This window comes from Litorimonas cladophorae (assembly GCF_014652455.1).
GTDB classification, from domain to species: domain Bacteria; phylum Pseudomonadota; class Alphaproteobacteria; order Caulobacterales; family Maricaulaceae; genus Litorimonas; species Litorimonas cladophorae.
Genome location: NZ_BMYV01000001.1, coordinates 863,974 through 881,180, shown reverse-complemented (window position 1 = coordinate 881,180; position 17,207 = coordinate 863,974). Strand labels below are relative to the sequence as shown.

General features: G+C 52.3%; 14 protein-coding genes. 13 read left to right on the top strand and 1 reads right to left on the bottom strand.

Going from position 1 to position 17,207, the window contains the following annotated elements:
• Position 1 precedes the first annotated feature (1 nt).
• The 13 genes from murD (at position 2) to ligA (ending at position 16,442) form a co-directional block, all read left to right on the top strand.
• A complete protein-coding gene (gene murD / locus IE073_RS04325; RefSeq protein WP_189581721.1) occupies positions 2 to 1,447 on the top strand; it encodes a UDP-N-acetylmuramoyl-L-alanine--D-glutamate ligase in 1,446 nt (481 codons plus the stop codon).
• Entirely contained in the window at positions 1,444 to 2,592 is a 1,149-nt protein-coding gene (locus IE073_RS04320) for an FtsW/RodA/SpoVE family cell cycle protein (protein ID WP_189581719.1), read from the top strand. Before murD ends, IE073_RS04320 begins: the two co-directional genes overlap by 4 nt.
• Positions 2,582 to 3,661, top strand: a complete 1,080-nt coding sequence (gene murG, locus IE073_RS04315) for an undecaprenyldiphospho-muramoylpentapeptide beta-N-acetylglucosaminyltransferase (protein ID WP_189581717.1) — start codon at positions 2,582 to 2,584, stop codon at positions 3,659 to 3,661. Before IE073_RS04320 ends, murG begins: the two co-directional genes overlap by 11 nt.
• 7 nt (positions 3,662 to 3,668) lie before the next feature.
• Positions 3,669 to 5,114, top strand: a complete 1,446-nt coding sequence (gene murC / locus IE073_RS04310; RefSeq protein WP_189581715.1) for a UDP-N-acetylmuramate--L-alanine ligase — start codon at positions 3,669 to 3,671, stop codon at positions 5,112 to 5,114.
• Entirely contained in the window at positions 5,111 to 6,022 is a 912-nt protein-coding gene (gene murB, locus IE073_RS04305) for a UDP-N-acetylmuramate dehydrogenase (protein ID WP_189581713.1), read from the top strand. The genes murC and murB overlap by 4 nt, the downstream gene beginning before the upstream one ends.
• On the top strand, positions 6,019 to 6,942 hold the full coding sequence (locus tag IE073_RS04300; protein ID WP_189581711.1) for a D-alanine--D-alanine ligase: 924 nt from the start codon (positions 6,019 to 6,021) through the stop codon (positions 6,940 to 6,942). Before murB ends, IE073_RS04300 begins: the two co-directional genes overlap by 4 nt.
• On the top strand, positions 6,930 to 7,817 hold the full coding sequence (locus IE073_RS04295) for a cell division protein FtsQ/DivIB (protein WP_189581709.1): 888 nt from the start codon (positions 6,930 to 6,932) through the stop codon (positions 7,815 to 7,817). Before IE073_RS04300 ends, IE073_RS04295 begins: the two co-directional genes overlap by 13 nt.
• Positions 7,818 to 7,820: 3 nt before the next feature.
• Complete coding sequence (gene ftsA / locus IE073_RS04290; RefSeq protein ID WP_189581707.1) at positions 7,821 to 9,092, top strand: cell division protein FtsA; 1,272 nt, start codon at positions 7,821 to 7,823, stop codon at positions 9,090 to 9,092.
• A 125-nt stretch (positions 9,093 to 9,217) separates the two neighbouring features.
• Positions 9,218 to 10,654 carry a cell division protein FtsZ gene (gene ftsZ / locus IE073_RS04285; RefSeq protein ID WP_189581704.1) on the top strand — a complete coding sequence of 479 codons (1,437 nt, stop codon included), beginning with the start codon at positions 9,218 to 9,220 and terminating at the stop codon, positions 10,652 to 10,654.
• A 161-nt stretch (positions 10,655 to 10,815) separates the two neighbouring features.
• Complete coding sequence (gene lpxC, locus IE073_RS04280; protein WP_189581701.1) at positions 10,816 to 11,733, top strand: UDP-3-O-acyl-N-acetylglucosamine deacetylase; 918 nt, start codon at positions 10,816 to 10,818, stop codon at positions 11,731 to 11,733.
• A 115-nt stretch (positions 11,734 to 11,848) separates the two neighbouring features.
• Positions 11,849 to 12,703 (top strand): outer membrane protein assembly factor BamD, encoded by an 855-nt coding sequence (locus IE073_RS04275; RefSeq protein WP_189581698.1) that lies wholly within the window; start codon positions 11,849 to 11,851, stop codon positions 12,701 to 12,703.
• A gap of 5 nt (positions 12,704 to 12,708) precedes the next feature.
• Positions 12,709 to 14,385, top strand: a complete 1,677-nt coding sequence (gene recN / locus IE073_RS04270; RefSeq protein WP_189581695.1) for a DNA repair protein RecN — start codon at positions 12,709 to 12,711, stop codon at positions 14,383 to 14,385.
• A complete protein-coding gene (gene ligA / locus IE073_RS04265) occupies positions 14,382 to 16,442 on the top strand; it encodes an NAD-dependent DNA ligase LigA (protein WP_189581692.1) in 2,061 nt (686 codons plus the stop codon). The genes recN and ligA overlap by 4 nt, the downstream gene beginning before the upstream one ends.
• Here ligA and IE073_RS04260 read toward each other — a convergent pair.
• Positions 16,439 to 17,200, bottom strand: a complete 762-nt coding sequence (locus tag IE073_RS04260; RefSeq protein WP_189581689.1) for a hypothetical protein — start codon at positions 17,198 to 17,200, stop codon at positions 16,439 to 16,441. The two genes, ligA and IE073_RS04260, sit on opposite strands and share 4 nt — an antisense overlap.
• Positions 17,201 to 17,207: the final 7 nt, after the last annotated feature.

The window sequence follows — 17,207 nt, the reverse complement described above, 5'->3', positions numbered from 1 at the left end:
GTTGATTAAGGCGGACACATTCCGCGGCCGCACGGTCGCTGTCTTCGGGCTAGGACGCACAGGCGTTTCGGCTGCACTCTCGCTTGTTGCGGGGGGCGCGACCGTTTGGGCTTGGGATGATAATCGGGAGACACGAGAGGCTGCACAGCAAAAGGGTGTGCCGCTTAAGAATTTGAAAAAGGTGGACTGGTCAGAGGTTGATGATTTCGTTTTGTCGCCTGGAGTGCCCCATCACCTTCCAAAGCCGCACTGGTCTGCAACGGCGGCGCAAGCGGCCGGTGTTCCAATCATTTGCGACATCGAAATTCTCGCCCGAGAAGTGGCCGCGAAGCCAGACAGAGCGCGGCCGAAGATCATTGCCATTACTGGGACAAATGGAAAATCAACGACGACATCTCTAATCGGGCATATCTTAAAGACATGCGGAAAAGATGCGCAAATCGGCGGCAATATTGGTCGGGGCGTTCTAGATTTGGACCGCATGCACAGCGGAATGTTCTACGTCATTGAACTTTCCAGCTACCAACTTGAACGGACACATTCTTTGCGCGCAAATTCGGCTGTTTTTCTCAATCTTTCTCCTGACCATTTGGATCGTCACGGAAGTTTGGAGGCTTATGGCGAAGCCAAACAGGCAATCTTCGCGAACCAAGACACTGCGGATACGGTGGTCATTGGCGTCGATGATGAATATGGCAAGGCGCTTTGCACTGAATTGAAGGTCCGAAATGGGCGCCGTATTATTCCTATTAGTGCTCGCCGGGCGGTTGGTCATGGTGTCAGCGTTTTGGGCGGCAAGTTGTTCTGCAACATGAGCAAAAAATCTATCGAGGTCTGCGATCTGCGAAAGGCAACCGCATTGGAAGGCCAGCATAATTGGCAGAATGCTGCCGCCGCTTATGCGGCCGTGAGTGCTTTCGGTCTTGATCCGAAAGAGATCGGCGAGGCGATTTTGTCCTTTCCAGGCTTGGCGCATCGTATGGAGACGGTGGGGACTTTGCGAAATGTCCGCTTTGTCAACGATAGCAAGGCAACAAACGCAGACGCGGCGCGGCAGGCGCTGGCGAGTTATAACAACATTTTCTGGATCGCGGGTGGCGTCGCAAAAGAGGGCGGAATTGATCCGCTAAAAGACTTATTCGGGAATGTAAGAGCCGCTTATCTGATTGGTGAGGCCGCAGAGGACTTTGGTGTGTCACTCAATACCGCGAAATGTCCAAATCAGAATAAGAAAACCTTAGAAATGGCATTACTCTGCGCGACCAAGGATGCCCTAGAATCGGGTCTGAAAGATGCCATTGTTTTGCTCTCTCCCGCGTGCGCCAGTTTTGATCAGTTCAAAAACTTCGAGATACGGGGTGACGCATTTCGGTCTCAGGCTCAAAAGTTGATGGGAATTGACGTGACTGGATCGGTCGCCACGTCCGAAGCTGGAGAGGCAGCATGATCGGCACTCTCCCAAATTTGATTGCCTCTCGCTCTCGCAGAAACTTGGTTGGCGAATGGTGGCGCAGTGTCGATCAGGTAACGCTCTCTATTTTAATTTGCTTGCTCGGTGCAGGTCTCATCCTGTCCATGGCCTCCAGCCCCGCTGCTGCGGCAAGATTGGATTACGACAACGCCTTCTTCTTTTTATATAAACATATGATATTTGTTGGTTTGGGCATTTTTGGGATGTTTATCGTCTCACTTTTTGACGCCGTGAACGCTCGGCGATTGGCAGTTTTGACTTTGATCGGCTCTATCATTGTTATGTTTGCGCTGCCTTTTATTGGGTATGAGGTTAAGGGCGCGACGCGCTGGGTGCGCATTGGGCCTTTGGGTTTGCAGCCCTCTGAGTTTGCAAAGCCTGCGTTTATTGTCTTCGCGGCTTGGATGTTCTCGATCCGTCATCGCGACCAGAATGTACCCGCCGTAGCCATCGTGTTTGGCGTCTATATTACGCTTTTGGCTCTTCTAATTTCGCAGCCCGATTTTGGTCAATCCTTCCTTTTGACGTTAGGATTTGCGGCCGTTTTCTTTTTTGCGGGATTGTCCTTGGGGTGGTTGCTGATCATGCTCGGCATCTCAGTAGTTGGGGCTATCGCGGCTTATATAACCTTACCTCATGTTCGGGCGCGGGTGAGTGCCTTCACCTCGCCAAATACGGCTGATAGTTATCAAACAGATAAAGCGCTCGAAGCGATTTCTTCCGGCGGGTTTTTCGGGCGTGGTCCTGGTGAGGGTCGCGTGAAATATTCGCTACCCGACGGGAATACAGATTTTATTTTTGCGGTGACCGTCGAAGAGTTCGGCTTTTTGATTTCTGCAATTCTGGTCATTCTCCTAGCCGCCTTTGTTGTGCAGACCTTCCGCAACGCGCTGCGCTTAAATGACTACTTTTGCCAACTTGCTGCCGCAGGTCTGGCGACCATGGTAGGTATGCAAACAATCATCAACCTTTTCGTGAATCTGAACATGGCGCCTAGTAAAGGGATGACATTGCCGTTTATTTCAAATGGCGGCTCATCGATGTTGGCGCTCTGTTTCACTGCAGGTTTGATCTTATCCTTCACACGTCGTCGTCCAGGGGCGTATGAATATGGGCGGTAAGATTCTCCTAGCCGCAGGCGGGACAGGCGGTCATATGTTTCCCGCTCAGGCGCTTGCCGAAAGTCTAAAAGCGCTGGGCTGGGACATTGCGCTCATGACGGATGCGCGCGGGTTGAAGCACTCGAGACGAATTCCTGCTGATCCGATTGTTGAGGTGCAGGCGGCGTCGATTTCACCGCGAAAACCTATTCAAGCTATCAAGGGCGCGTTGAAACTTGCAAAAGGTGTAAGTCAGGCCAAACAGTTCATCCGTGATTGGAAGCCAGATATTGTTGTCGGCTTTGGCGGCTATCCAGCGTTCCCGGCAATGCGTGCCGCCCAGTCAGCTGGGTTGCCCACGATATTGCACGAGCAGAACGCGGTCTTGGGTCGTGTGAACCGAGTCTTCGCGGCCAAAGCCAACCATGTTGTGTCTGGGTTTGAGATCCTCAAAAAAGTAAGTGCTGACGCGAATGTCACCTGTCTGGGCAATCCGATGCGCGCACAAATTTCGGCCGCGGTACCCACGTCATATGATCCCCCCGAAAATGAGATAAACCTGCTGATCGTCGGTGGAAGTTTGGGCGCGAGAATCCTCTCTGAGACTTTGCCAAAAGCGATCGCGCTTTTATCGCCTAACCTACGCTCGCGATTGAACGTTGTTCAGCAAACGACGGAAAGTGCGCAATCGACGGCGCGTCAAGCCTATAATGACGCAGGCGTTTCTGCGCTCTGTGAAACTTTTTTCTCCGATATCGAAATTCATCTCGCTAAAGCACATTATATTGTGGCTCGGGCAGGCGCCTCATCCGTGTCCGAAATCGCCCTGATGGGAAAGCCGTCTCTCTTAATTCCGCTCGCCATTGCCATGGATGACCATCAAACCATCAATGCGCAGTCATTGGAACGTCACGGTGCTGCCGATATTCTGCCGGAATCAGAGTTTACCCCAGAGTCTGTCGCGAATATCTTAGAGGACAGATTAAATGATTCGAGCTGGCTTTCTTCCGCCGCCACTGCTGCCCGTTCCCTTGGGCGTCCGAACGCGGCCCACGATCTCACACAGTTGGTCATCTGCACCACCACCTAGGGTTCCCATGCCAAACACGACGCTAAAACAAAACGCTCTTGCCACGAAGGTGCCATTTGATTTGGGGCCGATCCACTTTGTGGGTATTGGCGGTATTGGTATGTCTGGCATTGCCGAGGTTATGTTGAATTTGGGATATCAAGTTCAAGGTTCCGACGCCCGAGAAAGTATAAATACTGCCCGTCTGAAAGGCCTCGGTGCAACCATTTTTATCGGTCAAAAAGCCGAGCAGGTTCACGGCGCTGGCGCGATTGTGATGTCATCCGCGATTAAGGCAGACAACCCAGAACTAATGGAAGCGCGCGCGCGCGCTATCCCTGTGGTTCGCCGCGCCGAGATGCTCGCTGAGTTGATGCGTTTGAAGTGGACGATTGCTGTCGGCGGGACCCATGGCAAGACGACAACAACAACAATGATCGCAGCCTTGCTTGAAGGTGGCGATCTGGACCCGACCGTCATTAATGGCGGTATCATCAATGCCTATGCGTCTAACGCTAAACTTGGTTTGGGCGATTGGATGGTCGTTGAAGCGGATGAGAGTGATGGCACGTTTCTGAAGCTTCTGCCAACTGTCGCCGTCGTCACAAATATCGATGCCGAACATATGGAGCATTACGGGGACTTCGAAACCTTGCGAAAGGCGTTTGCTACTTTTGTAGAGAACTTGCCATTTTATGGCTTTGCGGTCTTGTGTATTGATCATCCCGAGGTCCAAAGCCTCGTTAGTCGTATCAGCGATCGTCGCGTTGTCACCTACGGCTTTAACCCTCAAGCTGATGTTCGAGCAGAGAACTTACGCTTGGAGCCAGGGGGATCTCGATTTGATGTGGTATTCCGAGGCTTAGACGGTGAAGAGGATCGTTGGTCCGACTTATTCTTGCCCATGGCTGGTAAACATAACGTCCAGAATGTTTTGTCCGCGATTGCTGTCTCTCGTGAATTGGGTTTGAATGCGGACAAGGTTCGTACTGGGCTGGCGAGTTTCGCAGGCGTCAAACGACGTTTTACCCATGTTGGTGAATGGAACGGCGTAAATGTCATTGATGATTACGGTCATCACCCTGTCGAAATATCGGCGGTTCTGCAAGCTGCACGGCAAGTCGTCTCTTCGGGCGAAACGGGTGGTAAAGTTCATGCCGTGATGCAGCCACATCGTTATAGCCGCTTGCGGGATTTGTTTGAGGATTTCTCCACCTGTTTTAATGATGCAGACCGCGTCTATATAACCGACGTGTATGCGGCGGGCGAGGACCCAATTGAGGGCATTAGTGCGCCATCACTTGCCGAGTCCTTGCGGAGTCACGGTCACCGCGATGTCGCCCTCACGTCCAAAGCCACACTGGCCAAAGACCTCCATCCATATCTCGAACCGGGCGACCTTATCGTTTGCCTCGGCGCAGGTGACATCACCTATTGGGCGGCAGAACTTCCTGAAAATCTCGGCAAGTTGTGAGCTTTCTCGACCAATTACCTGAGGTCCGTGGAAGCCTGAGAGCTAACGTCTCGCTCGCGCCATTTACGTGGTTACGCGTGGGCGGTGTGGCAGAGGCTTTGTTTATGCCGAAAGATGAAGCCGATCTTGCGCATTTTCTGAGCTCAACGCCAGACGATATCCCTATTCAAGTTCTAGGCGTTGCCTCCAATACCTTGGTTCGCGACGGCGGCGTCAAAGGCGTTGTCATCCGTTTGGGTCCCGCTTTCGGTCAGGTTGAAACAGACGGTTTGCTAGTTACGGCGGGCGCGGCTGCTTTAGATAAAAATGTCGCAAAAGCCGCCGCCAAGGCAGGAATTTCGGGATTGGAATTTTACGCAGGTGTACCCGGCACAATCGGCGGAGCCTTGCGGATGAATGCGGGGTGCTATGGGGGCGAAACAAAAGACATATTGAAAAGTGTTGTCGCCTTGGATCGCTCAGGTCGCAGACAGGTTATGGATCTCGCGGAGATGGACTACAGCTATCGGCACTGTGGCGCTTCAAAAGACCTTATCTTTACGCAGGCCGTCTTTGAAGGCACGGCTGACACGCCAGCCACTATTCAGGCGCGGATGGATGAGATCACGGCCAAGCGCGAGGCCAGTCAACCTATTCGTGAAAAGACCGGCGGCTCAACGTTTAAAAACCCAGACCCGAAAGAAAGCGGCGGTCGTGGCGCATGGCAGGTCATAGACGCGGCCGGTTGTCGAGGATTGCGGGTCGGCGGTGCGCAAATGAGCGAACAACATTGTAACTTCATGATCAATGCTGACGGCGCGACGGCCAAGGACCTTGAAACGCTTGGCGAAACGGTTCGGGCGAAGGTCTTACAGACTCAAGGTGTCGATCTACACTGGGAAGTTCGCCGGATTGGAGAGCAGGCATGACCCGCGTTGCCGTCCTTAAAGGCGGAATGTCATCCGAGCGAGACGTTTCACTCGTCACGGGCGCAGCCTGTGCGGAAGCTTTGCGCGGTTTGGATTATGATGTCGTTGAGATTGATGTGACCCAGGCCCTTTGGGAGCAATTGAAAGCCGCCAATCCGGATGTGATTTTCAATGCGCTTCACGGGGATTGGGGCGAAGATGGTCGCGTTCAAGGGGTGCTGGATATGTTCGGCAAACCCTACACGCATTCAGGTGTGATGGCTTCTTCCTTGGCGATGGATAAACATCGCGCCAAACATGTCTTAAAATCTGTCGGCATTACCGTCGCAGATGGTGGCCTATTTGACCGTGTTGAAATCTCGAGAGAGCATCCGATCGCTTTACCATATGTCGTAAAACCTAATGGACAGGGGTCTTCTAAATCCGTCTATATTATACGGGGCGAAGACAGCCAACAGCGCGCGGCAATTGCTGCAGATGTTGCAATGGGCGAACACGTGGTTGTTGAAAGCTATATCCCAGGTCGAGAACTGACAGTGGCCGTCCAAGACGGCAAAGCCATTTGCGTGACGGAGATCATTCCGAATGGCTGGTACGATTATGAGGAAAAATACGGAGCGAATGCCGCTAAACATGTCTGCCCAGCCGAATTGCCCGACTATGTGACCGCAATTTGCCTCGATTGGGCCGAAAAAGCGCACGACGCGTTAGGGTGTCGTGGCGTTTCACGTTCTGATTTCAGATTTAATGATGAAAATTGCACCCGCGACAATGTGGTAAACAAAATCGTAATGCTTGAAGTGAATACTCAACCCGGAATGACCCCGACATCGCTTGTCCCTGAGCAAGCGGCTTATGTCGGGATCGATTTTGCCCAGCTTTGTCGCTGGATGGTTGAGGACGCTTCATGGCCGCGATAAAAAAAGGACAATCTAAATTTGGTGGGATGATGCGAGTCAGCCCTCTTAAACCTGGGTTGCGCGGTTCTCAGAATTGGATGGCGGCGCAGATGCGTGCGGCTAAGCATTCACCGAAAGCGTTTATGCGCTTCGTCTTGAAAATAATCGGCACTTTCGGATTTCTCATTTTCATAGCTTTGTGGTTGGGTGGGTACTTGCCAGCTATCCGTCAAAACATGGATGCGTGGAAAGTTGACCGCCTGATGGCTGCGGGCTTCGTTGTCGAGCAAGTTGATGTAATGGGCGAGGGACGTCTGAATGAGCGAGACATTCGGATCGCAGCACAAATTCAGCGCGGGACTTACTTCTTTGGTGTTGACCTCGATGCAGCGCGCGATCGAACAGAAAGTTTGCCGTGGGTGGAAAAGGCGGTCGTTCGTCGTCTTTGGCCAAATCGTATCGTTGTCCAAGTCGTAGAAACGACGCCCTATGCGCTTTGGCAGCATGAGGGCGTGCTGCATTTACTCGCAGATTCGGGTCAGCCTATCATTCCTGTATCCGAAGCTATTTCCATTCCTTTGGGTCTAAAAACTTATGTCGGAGCTGACGCACCCGCTGACGCCCGTAACATTGAGGCCTCACTGGCGCCGCATCAGGAAATTTGGACACGCGTTGAAAGCCTCGTACGCTTCCCGTCGGGGCGATGGGATTTGCACTTGCGAAATGAAACGATTGTTCAATTGCCTGCGGAAAACGTAGACATAGCATTACGTAAATTAGCGAGTTTGGACCGTGAAACTTTTATCCTCTCGCGCGAAGTGGGTTCGATTGATTTACGCTTGCCCGACCGTATTGGCTTGAAGGCCAAAACTGCCGACGCGCTTCAGTCTACATAGCCAGTGTTTGGAACCTCTAAAAAGCGGCAGCCGGAGACGGTCTGCGTTCTTGATATTGGCTCAAATAAAGTCGTTTGCTTGATTGGCCGCGAAGAGCCGGGGTTGGGTGTGCGTTTGATCGGGTCAGGCTTCGGGGTATCTGCAGGGCTGAAAGGCGGCGCAGTAGTCGATCTTGAAGCTGCCGAAGTTGGTATCCGCGCGGCGGTAGAAAAAGCCGAACGCGCAGCCGGCGTTACCGTCCAAGATGTGTCGGTAAATGTAGCCCTGCGCTCACTTCGTTCCAAGCATATGACGGTTCAAACAGAATTCGCAAGTGGTGCCGTAGTAGATCGCGATTTGAAGCGCGTCTTAAATTCATCGCTTTCAGAACTTTCGCAAGCTGAACACGCTATCCTTCACGCTATCCCGCTCAATTGGCAGGTTGATGGTGAGGATGGTATCCGTGACCCCCGCGGTATGTATGGGCGTCAATTAGGCGTTGATATGCACTTTATTTTGGGGGGGATTGGTCCACTACGCAATCTGGCGCATTGTATTGAACGCTGTCATCTGACCATTCGCTCAGTAACAGTCAGTCCATATGCAGCGGCACTATCTGTGCTGACAGACGATGAGCGTGATTTGGGTGTGACACTCATTGATTTGGGCGCAGGCATCACGTCGGCTGCCATTTTTCGTGACAACACTTTGGTGCATGTCGATGCTTTGGGCGTTGGCGGTAGAAATATTACGTCCGATATGGCTCGTGGGCTTTCAACGCCTTTCGAGGCGGCGGAGCGTATCAAGATGATTTACGGGTCGTGTTTACACGGCGCTGATGATGAGACTGTGATGGTGCCATGTCCGCCAATCGCTGCGCAGGACGAATTGCATCATGAGCCTCGTTCTCTTGTGACAAATATTATCCGCTCTCGTGTCGAAGAGACATTGGAGCTTTTACGCGAGCGTATTCACAAAGCGGGTCTCGAAACTTACTCTGGCCGCCAAGTCGTTCTGACAGGTGGGGGCGCGCATTTGAACGGTGTGCGAGAATTAGCAACACATGTCTTAGGTAAGCGCGTGCGTATTGGGCAACCCCACGGGGTGTTTGGCTTGTCTGAAGAATTGAGCCAGCCAGATTTTGCCGTTGCGACCGGTCTATTGAAGGGTGTCTTCGATGATCGCCCCGAAGTCGTCACAGGCCCCCCAGATTTATCGGGACGTCGGCTTCGCGCACAGCGGTATTCGGGCAACGCTATGGCGCGCTCTGTTCAGTGGTTGAAGGAAAATTTCTAACCTGCTTTTTTGGCTTTACGATTTTATCAGCGTTTTTGCTCAAAAGTTAACGCGGTTAACAGGGCATTAAGTCTTTACGCCCAAGGTCTGATTCACCAATCATTGACCATAATTTGGGTGCCGCTATGTCCATAAACTTCCATCTCCCGCAAGCTGTAGAGCTTAAGCCTCGTATCGTTGTTATCGGCGTTGGCGGTGCAGGCGGCAATGCCGTCAACAATATGATCGCATCGGGCCTCGACGGCGTCGACTTTGTCGTCGCTAATACAGATGCCCAAGCTTTGGCTCTAAACGCGGCGACGCGGAAAGTCCAAATGGGTGGCGGCATTACTCAGGGGCTAGGCGCTGGCATGCGTCCCGAAGTTGGCGAACAATCGGCTGAAGAAAGCATGGACGAAATCATGGAGCACCTTGATGGTGCGCATATGTTGTTTGTGGCAGCGGGTATGGGTGGCGGTACGGGCACTGGCGCGGCGCCTGTTATCGCGAGAGCGGCGCGTGAACGTGGCATTCTAACCGTTGGCATCGTCACAAAGCCGTTCATGTTCGAAGGCTCCCGTCGCATGAAATTGGCTGAGCAGGGGATCGAGAACCTGTATGCGGCCGTCGACACAATGATTACAATTCCAAATCAGAACCTCTTCCGCGTTGCGACAGAGCAGACGACAATGTCGGATGCCTTTGCGATGGCTGATGAAGTTCTTCATTCAGGTGTTCGGGGCGTTACCGACCTTATGGTTGTGCCTGGTTTGATCAATCTTGACTTTAATGACGTCCGCACCGTTATGGATGAAATGGGCAAGGCGATGATGGGGACGGGTGAAGCCACTGGCGAACGCCGTGCCGTGGAAGCCGCCGAAGCCGCGATTAACAATCCGCTCCTTGATGACGTGTCTCTCAAAGGCGCAAAAGGCGTTTTGATCAATATCACGGGTGGACGCGATTTAACGCTTTATGAAGTCGATGAAGCCGCTCAATTGATCCGAAACCAAGTTGACGAGAATGCGAATATCATCGTCGGCTCAGCGCTAGACAATGATTTGGATGGCATAATTCGCGTTTCAGTCGTAGCAACTGGCGTTGATGCCGTTGCACGTGTTGAAGCTGCCCCAGCCCCATTTACCGCGCCAGTTGAAAAGCCAGCGGCTCCAAAAGTTGTTGAATTGGGCGTTCACGAACGCGCCCAAGAAGCAGCCGCTGCAGAAGCAGAGGCTCGCAAAGCATTCGATGATTATAATTTTGACCGTGAAGAACCGCGTGTCGCTGTGAATGCGCCGCCGCCTTACACGGCGCCGAAACCATATCCGCCGCGTATTCAACCTGAGGATCAAGCGGCAGCACCGCAAGCGCTTGCGCCAGCGCCTGCTCCAATTCCAGAAGCGGCACCGGCAAGTCATATCCGCAGCCCATTTGGCTTTTTTGGGCGTCGTAAAGCTGCAGCGCCGGCACCTGCGCCACGCCCCGCTGTACAAAGTCGTCCAGCGCCAAGTGGTGATCTATTTGGAAGCGATGCAAATGATGAGTTGGAAATTCCAAGCTTTCTGCGCCGTCAAAATAGATAATCTGATCAACCGCAAATGTTGAACTAAGAGGCTGTCCTGTCAAAAGGATGGCCTTTTTGTCATGAAATGAAACAATTCGACATGGAGCGTTTCTTGTTGTTGAGGCGTTGAGAAGTTACCAAACTTATGCGCAATGAAACATTAAGAGACCAATTTTCACCATGAATATCCGTCGCCAATCCACTTTACGTGCTCCCGCTGTCACAGCGAGTGTGGCGTTACATAGCGGAAAACATGCGCGATTAGCGATGCGTCCTGCGCCCGTCGGGTCGGGCCTGCGATTCGTTCGCACGGATATTCAGGATCGCGACAACATTATTCCAGTGCGCCCTGATCTGGTAACAGGTGTGCGGAACTGCACAACATTGTCTAATGCGGCGGGTATTACCGTCTCAACAATTGAGCATTTGTTAGCTGCGTTAAGCGCAGCGGGCATCGATAACTTGGACATTGAACTAGACGGTCCTGAACTTCCTGCTTTGGACGGGTCAGCGGAGCCTTTCTTTAAGTTGATCGAGCAGGTGGGCGTGTACCGCCAGCCAGCACCGCGACGTTATGTGAAAGTGTTGAAGACTGTTGAGGTGGGTTCCGGAGACATGTTTGCTCGCGTAGAGCCCTCTGATCGCCTAGAGTTAGATGTGACGATTGATTTTGCTGAAGAGGCAATCGGCCGACAACGCCTTGAAATCGTTCCAGATGTTCGATCTTTTCGCGACCGCATGGCAAGTGCACGAACTTTTGCACGTTTGCATGAAGTCGCAGCCCTTCAAGCTGCTGGGCTGTCAAAAGGCGGCTCCTATGACAATGCGATTGTTGTAGATGAAGACAAAGTTCTCAATCCGAGCGGTTTGCGTTTTGACGACGAGTTTGTACGCCATAAGGCTCTGGATTTGATGGGCGACCTCTATCTTGGCGGACCGATTTTGGGTCGTGTAACGACCGTCAAGTCGGGGCACGGGTTGAACCATGATCTCTTGATGAAGCTATATGGCACGCCATCTGCGTGGGAATTTACAACGATGCCTATGGATGAGGTCGATTTTTCGGATGCGCGGTACCTGACATCCCTTTCGGCCTAACGCTTTTCTCACTTTCCGCGCTCTTTCTAAACCTCTAAGACAATCTCAAAGTAATAGCTCTCGCATTGACTCGACCGTCAGGATTGCAGAGCAAATCAAAGATTGAACGGGTTTCATGTCCATCGTCTCGCGCTTACCATCTACGCTCCGTCTCACCATTCTAGGTGCGACTTTGTTTGCAATAACAGGCTGCGGGTCCTTAGGCGGAAAAAAAGAAAAACTCGCTTACGTCGAACGTCCTGCCGAATTGATCTATAATCAGGCGCTTGAAGAGATGGCGCGTAGTGATTGGGCCGACGCCAAATTGCTTTTTCAAGAAGTTGAACGCCAGCATCCCTTTTCAAAATGGGCGCGTCGCTCCATGTTAATGAGCGCCTACGCATCTTATCGTTCCGCCGATCATGACGAAAGTGTTGCTATGGCGCAGCGCTTTGTCGGTCTTCATCCGGGCTCAGACTCTGCGCCTTACGCCTATTACCTTGTCGCGATGAACTACTACGATCAAATCTACGACGTAGGTCGTGACCAAGCGACGACAATTGCGGCAGAAGCCGCCTTGCAACAGGTTGTACGTCGTTACCCAGATAGCGACTATGCTCGCGATGCGCGCTTGAAGCTTGAGCTAACTCAGGATCATCTGGCCGGTAAAGAGATGTCTATCGGCCGCTACTACCTCAGACAAAATCAGCATCTTGCTGCCATTGGTCGGTTCAAGTCCGTTGTTTCCAAATATGAGACCACATCTCAAACCGAAGAAGCTTTGCATCGTTTGGTCGAGAGCTATGTCTCAATAGGTGTGATCCAAGAAGCCAAACTTGTGGGATCTGTCCTTGGGTATAATTACCCAAACAGCGAATGGTATAAAGACAGCTATAACCTACTACAAAACTATGGCGTCAATCTGGACGACGAAATTAACAAGCCGCGTAAACAGGGCTATTGGACACGCTTGAAAGAGCGTTTGTTCTAAGTCCGATGTTATCGGGGCTATCTGTCCGTAATGTTGTCCTGATCGAACAACTCGATCTGGACTTTACCCGGGGCCTTACCGCTTTAACGGGTGAAACGGGTGCGGGTAAATCGATATTGCTGGATGCATTAGGCATGGCAACGGGCGCGCGGTCAGACCGGGGGCTTGTTCGCGCGGGAACAGACAAAGCGCAATGCAGCGCAAGTTTCACATTGTCCGACACGCACGTTGCTTGGTCAATCTTGCAAGATCAAGACATCGAGTATGACGTATCCGAGGACCTGACGCTCCGTCGCACGGTGACAGCGGACGGGCGTAGCCGGGCTTTCGTAAATGATCAGGCCGTGAGCGTTAAACTGCTCTCAGAGCTTGGACGAAAATTGCTCGAAGTTCACGGTCAGCACGACGGTCGTGGCTTGCTGGACCCGACAACACACATCGAACTTCTCGATCAATTCGGAGGTTATACGGCTGAGGTCGACGCGGTGCGGGATGCCTATGTAACGCGGCAAGAGACGAAGCGTGAATTAAGTGCGCTAATGGCGCTTCAAGCCAAAGCCGGCGAAGATCGTGAATTTCTAGAACATGCTATTGTGGAGCTTGACCGCCTCGACCCACGCGAGGGGGAAGAAGATACGTTGGCGGAAGAGCGTCGCTTCTTACAGGGCGCAGAGGGCGCACTCTCGGAATTATCAGCGGCAGAAGATGCGCTGGGTGAAGACGGCGCGTTCGAGGCTCGATTGTCCACTGCGCTTGCTGGGATCGAACGCTTGCGCGCGAAGTTCGGAGACGGAGAAACACCTGCCGTTCGCGCGCTTCAATCTGCTTCAGAAGCCTTAGAACGTGCGATGTTAGAAACGCAAGAAGCCCGCGAGGCCGTTGCTATTGCCGCGCAAAGTTTTGATGTCGAACCAGGGCGATTGGAAGAAACAGAAAAACGTCTTTTTTCTTTGCGGGCTGCGGCTCGGAAATATAATGTGTCGGTTGCTGATCTTCTCAGCAAGCGGCAAAGCTTTGCCACTGAACTCGATGCGATAGATTCCGTCGTGTTGAATATTGAGAAAACTCGCAAACGTGCCGAGCTCGCCAAAGCCACCTATGATAAAGCCGCAAAAGCACTGACGGACGCACGCATGGCCGCTGCGAAAACTCTGGACGCATCAGTTGCTGTCGAGTTGCCGCCATTGAAAATGGAACGCGCGCAGTTCAGAACTGATTTTGCATCTGCGCCCGAAAGTGCGGCAGGCGTCGATCAAGTTCGCTTCCTCGTTTCGACCAACCCTGGCACCGCGATTGGTCCGTTAGACAAAATTGCGTCCGGTGGCGAGATGGCGCGTTTCGCCCTCGCGATCAAAGTCGCTCTGGCGGGGCAGAACAACGCGGTCATGGTCTTTGACGAAGTCGATCAAGGCGTTGGCGGGGCGGTTGCCGCTGCCGTTGGTAAACGGCTCGCGCGATTGGCAGATCATGCTCAGGTCTTCACGGTCACGCATAGTCCGCAAGTGGCCGCCTGTGCTGATAGCCAGTTTCGGATTAAAAAACTCTCCGTCGGAGACATCACGACGACCTGTGTTAAACCCATCTTGGACAGTGAACGTGAAGAAGAAATTGCGCGGATGTTGGCAGGCGAAACCATTACACAGGAAGCCCGCGCGGCAGCACGGCAATTAATGGCATCATGAATTCAGACCAAGCTAAAAAGCGTGTTGCATGGCTCAGTCGGGAAATTCGGTCCGCCGACGCGCTCTATTATCAAGATGACAATCCTGCGATCTCTGACGCAGAATATGATGCGTTAAGAAAAGAACTGATCGCGCTAGAGACTGAGTTTCCACATCTGGTTCGCAAGGACAGTCCGACACAGTCTGTGGGCGTCAAACCGACCGGAAAATTCGGCAAGGTTAAACATAGCGTGCCGATGCTCTCGCTTGATAATGCCTTTTCTGACGAAGATGTTGTGGACTTTTGCGCACGCGTAAAGCGCTTTTTAAGCGTCTCCGATAAAGAAGTCGTGGCCTTTACAGCTGAACCGAAAATCGATGGGTTATCGGCGGCGTTGCGATACGAAAATGGGAAATTCGTCAAGGGCGCAACGCGCGGAGATGGACAGGTTGGCGAAGATATCACCGCTAATCTTGCAACGTTAGACACAGTACCCAAACAGCTTAAGGGGCAGGGGTGGCCTGATGTTTTAGAAATTCGCGGCGAAGTTTATATTAGCCACGTTGATTTTGACACGATGAATGCGAGCCAAGTCGCTTCGGGAAAAGCTGAATATAAAAACCCGCGTAACGCTGCGGCCGGCAGCCTCCGTCAGATTGATCCGTGTGTCACAGCTGCGCGACCCCTTAAATTCTTTGCCTATACGTGGGGCGAAATCAGTGAGCCTTTCGCGGAAACCCAAACGGAAGCCGTGGCGCGCATGGCTGATTGGGGCTTTGATGTGAATCCTCAGATGCGTCGGCATGAAAGTCCACAGGATATGATCGCGCATTATATAGAAATTCTGAATGCGCGAGCGGGTCTCGGCTATGACATCGACGGTGTCGTCTACAAGGTTGACGACCTTTCACTCCAAGAGCGGTTAGGCTTTGTCTCTCGCGCGCCGCGTTGGGCCATTGCGCATAAATTTCCTGCGGAAAAAGCTATTACTATTGTCAAGGATATCGACATTCAAGTTGGTCGTACCGGGTCGCTGACGCCCGTTGCGCGCCTGACTCCTATCACCGTAGGTGGTGTCGTCGTGTCGAATGCGACGCTCCACAATGCGGATGAGATAGAGCGATTGGGTGTCAAGATCGGCGACAGCGTTGAAATCCAAAGGGCGGGGGACGTCATTCCGCAAGTCTTGAGAGTAGTAAAAGCTTCAGATGGCCCGCCATTCATTTTCCCCACCCAATGCCCCGTTTGCGCTGCGCCTGTGTCATCCGATGTAGATGAGAAAACGGGCCGACAGGATGTTGTGCGCCGTTGTACAAATGGACTGTCTTGCCCCGCACAGGCTGTCCAGACCTTGGTTCATTTTGTGTCGCGTCAGGTATTCGACATTGACGGTCTCGGTGAACGTCAGATTGAGACATTTTACGAAAAAGGGTTGATTAAAGAGCCCGCCGATATTTTCGCGCTCCGTGCTAGAAATGATGAGATCAAGCTTGAAACATGGGAAGGGTTTGGCGAAACAAGCGCGATAAAACTATTCGATGCGATTGATGAACGGCGAACTATTCCCTTTGACCGGGTCCTTTATTCTTTAGGCATACGGCATGTCGGCCGAACCAATTCAAGATTGATTGCCCAGCACTTCGGACAATGGGACAGGTTCTGGACTGCTGTGCCCGAACTACAAAACCCCGTCAGCGATCCCTATATGTCCCTCCTGGGCATTGATGGGATGGGCCAAGCGGCCGTTGGATCTCTCGCCAGTTTTTTTGCGTCTCAAAGCAATCACGCGATTGTCGCGAACCTCGTTCAGCAGCTGGATATTCAAGATGTGGAGGCACCCAGGTCAGACTCGCCCGTGGCCGGAAAAACCGTTGTCTTCACCGGGAAACTAGAACGTTTCTCTCGTGACGAAGCCAAAGCCCGCGCGCAATCACTTGGCGCCAAAGTGTCTGGCAGCGTTTCCGGCAAAACTGATTATCTCGTCGCGGGACCAGGGGCAGGATCAAAGCTGAAAAAGGCCGAGGCCGCGGGCGTGACCGTTCTGAGCGAGGATGAGTGGCTTACGCTTATCGGCTAAGGGTCCTTCTGAGTAATCCGATCTATGCCTTTATTCACGACCAGTGACATGAGGCTTGGAATGAGCTGGTAGAGGATCACCAATAGAATAAGTCCGATGATACCCAGCGTTTTGAGCAGGGCCTGTTTCGGACTGAGCGTAATTTCAGCATATCCGTCGAAGAAACGGACGTCTTTCAGCGCCAAGCTAGCGATCGTCCCTTTGTAACCTGCATTGTTGAGATCATAGATGGGGATGATTTCGAAAAAGGCGTAGGTGGCTTTTGTGATGGCCGCTTGAAAGGCTTCGTTATTCTTTCCGATAATATTATCAATCGTCGACACTTTTTCTTCGGATGTGACCTTCTTTTTCTGACGTTCCAAAAACTTCCGCGCGGCGGATTTTAATTCGCCCAGCTCATTCTCTGTTTCTGTGTCGGTGGTGATTTCAACCGCAACGGGTTGGATATTGTCCAAATATAGGCGCGGCATATTATAGCGAATTCCACTTTGAAACTCGCCTTTGATCTGGCCCGGATATCCGAGGGCGACTGCTGAAAGGTCCGCCTGCAGGGACATAGTGTTATCGGATTGAAATTTGATCACGGCTGAGTTCAACTCAATCTCGACACCAAGTCTCTTAACGGGGCCTTGGGCATTAATCGCGTCTTGCGCCATTTGCTCTGTGACTTTGACCGTGAAATCTTCCGCAAAGAAGAACAACCACGCCATCCCAGCAAGCAGTAGCGCGATGGCTGCGAGAATAATTTTTCGGAGCATAAGAGGC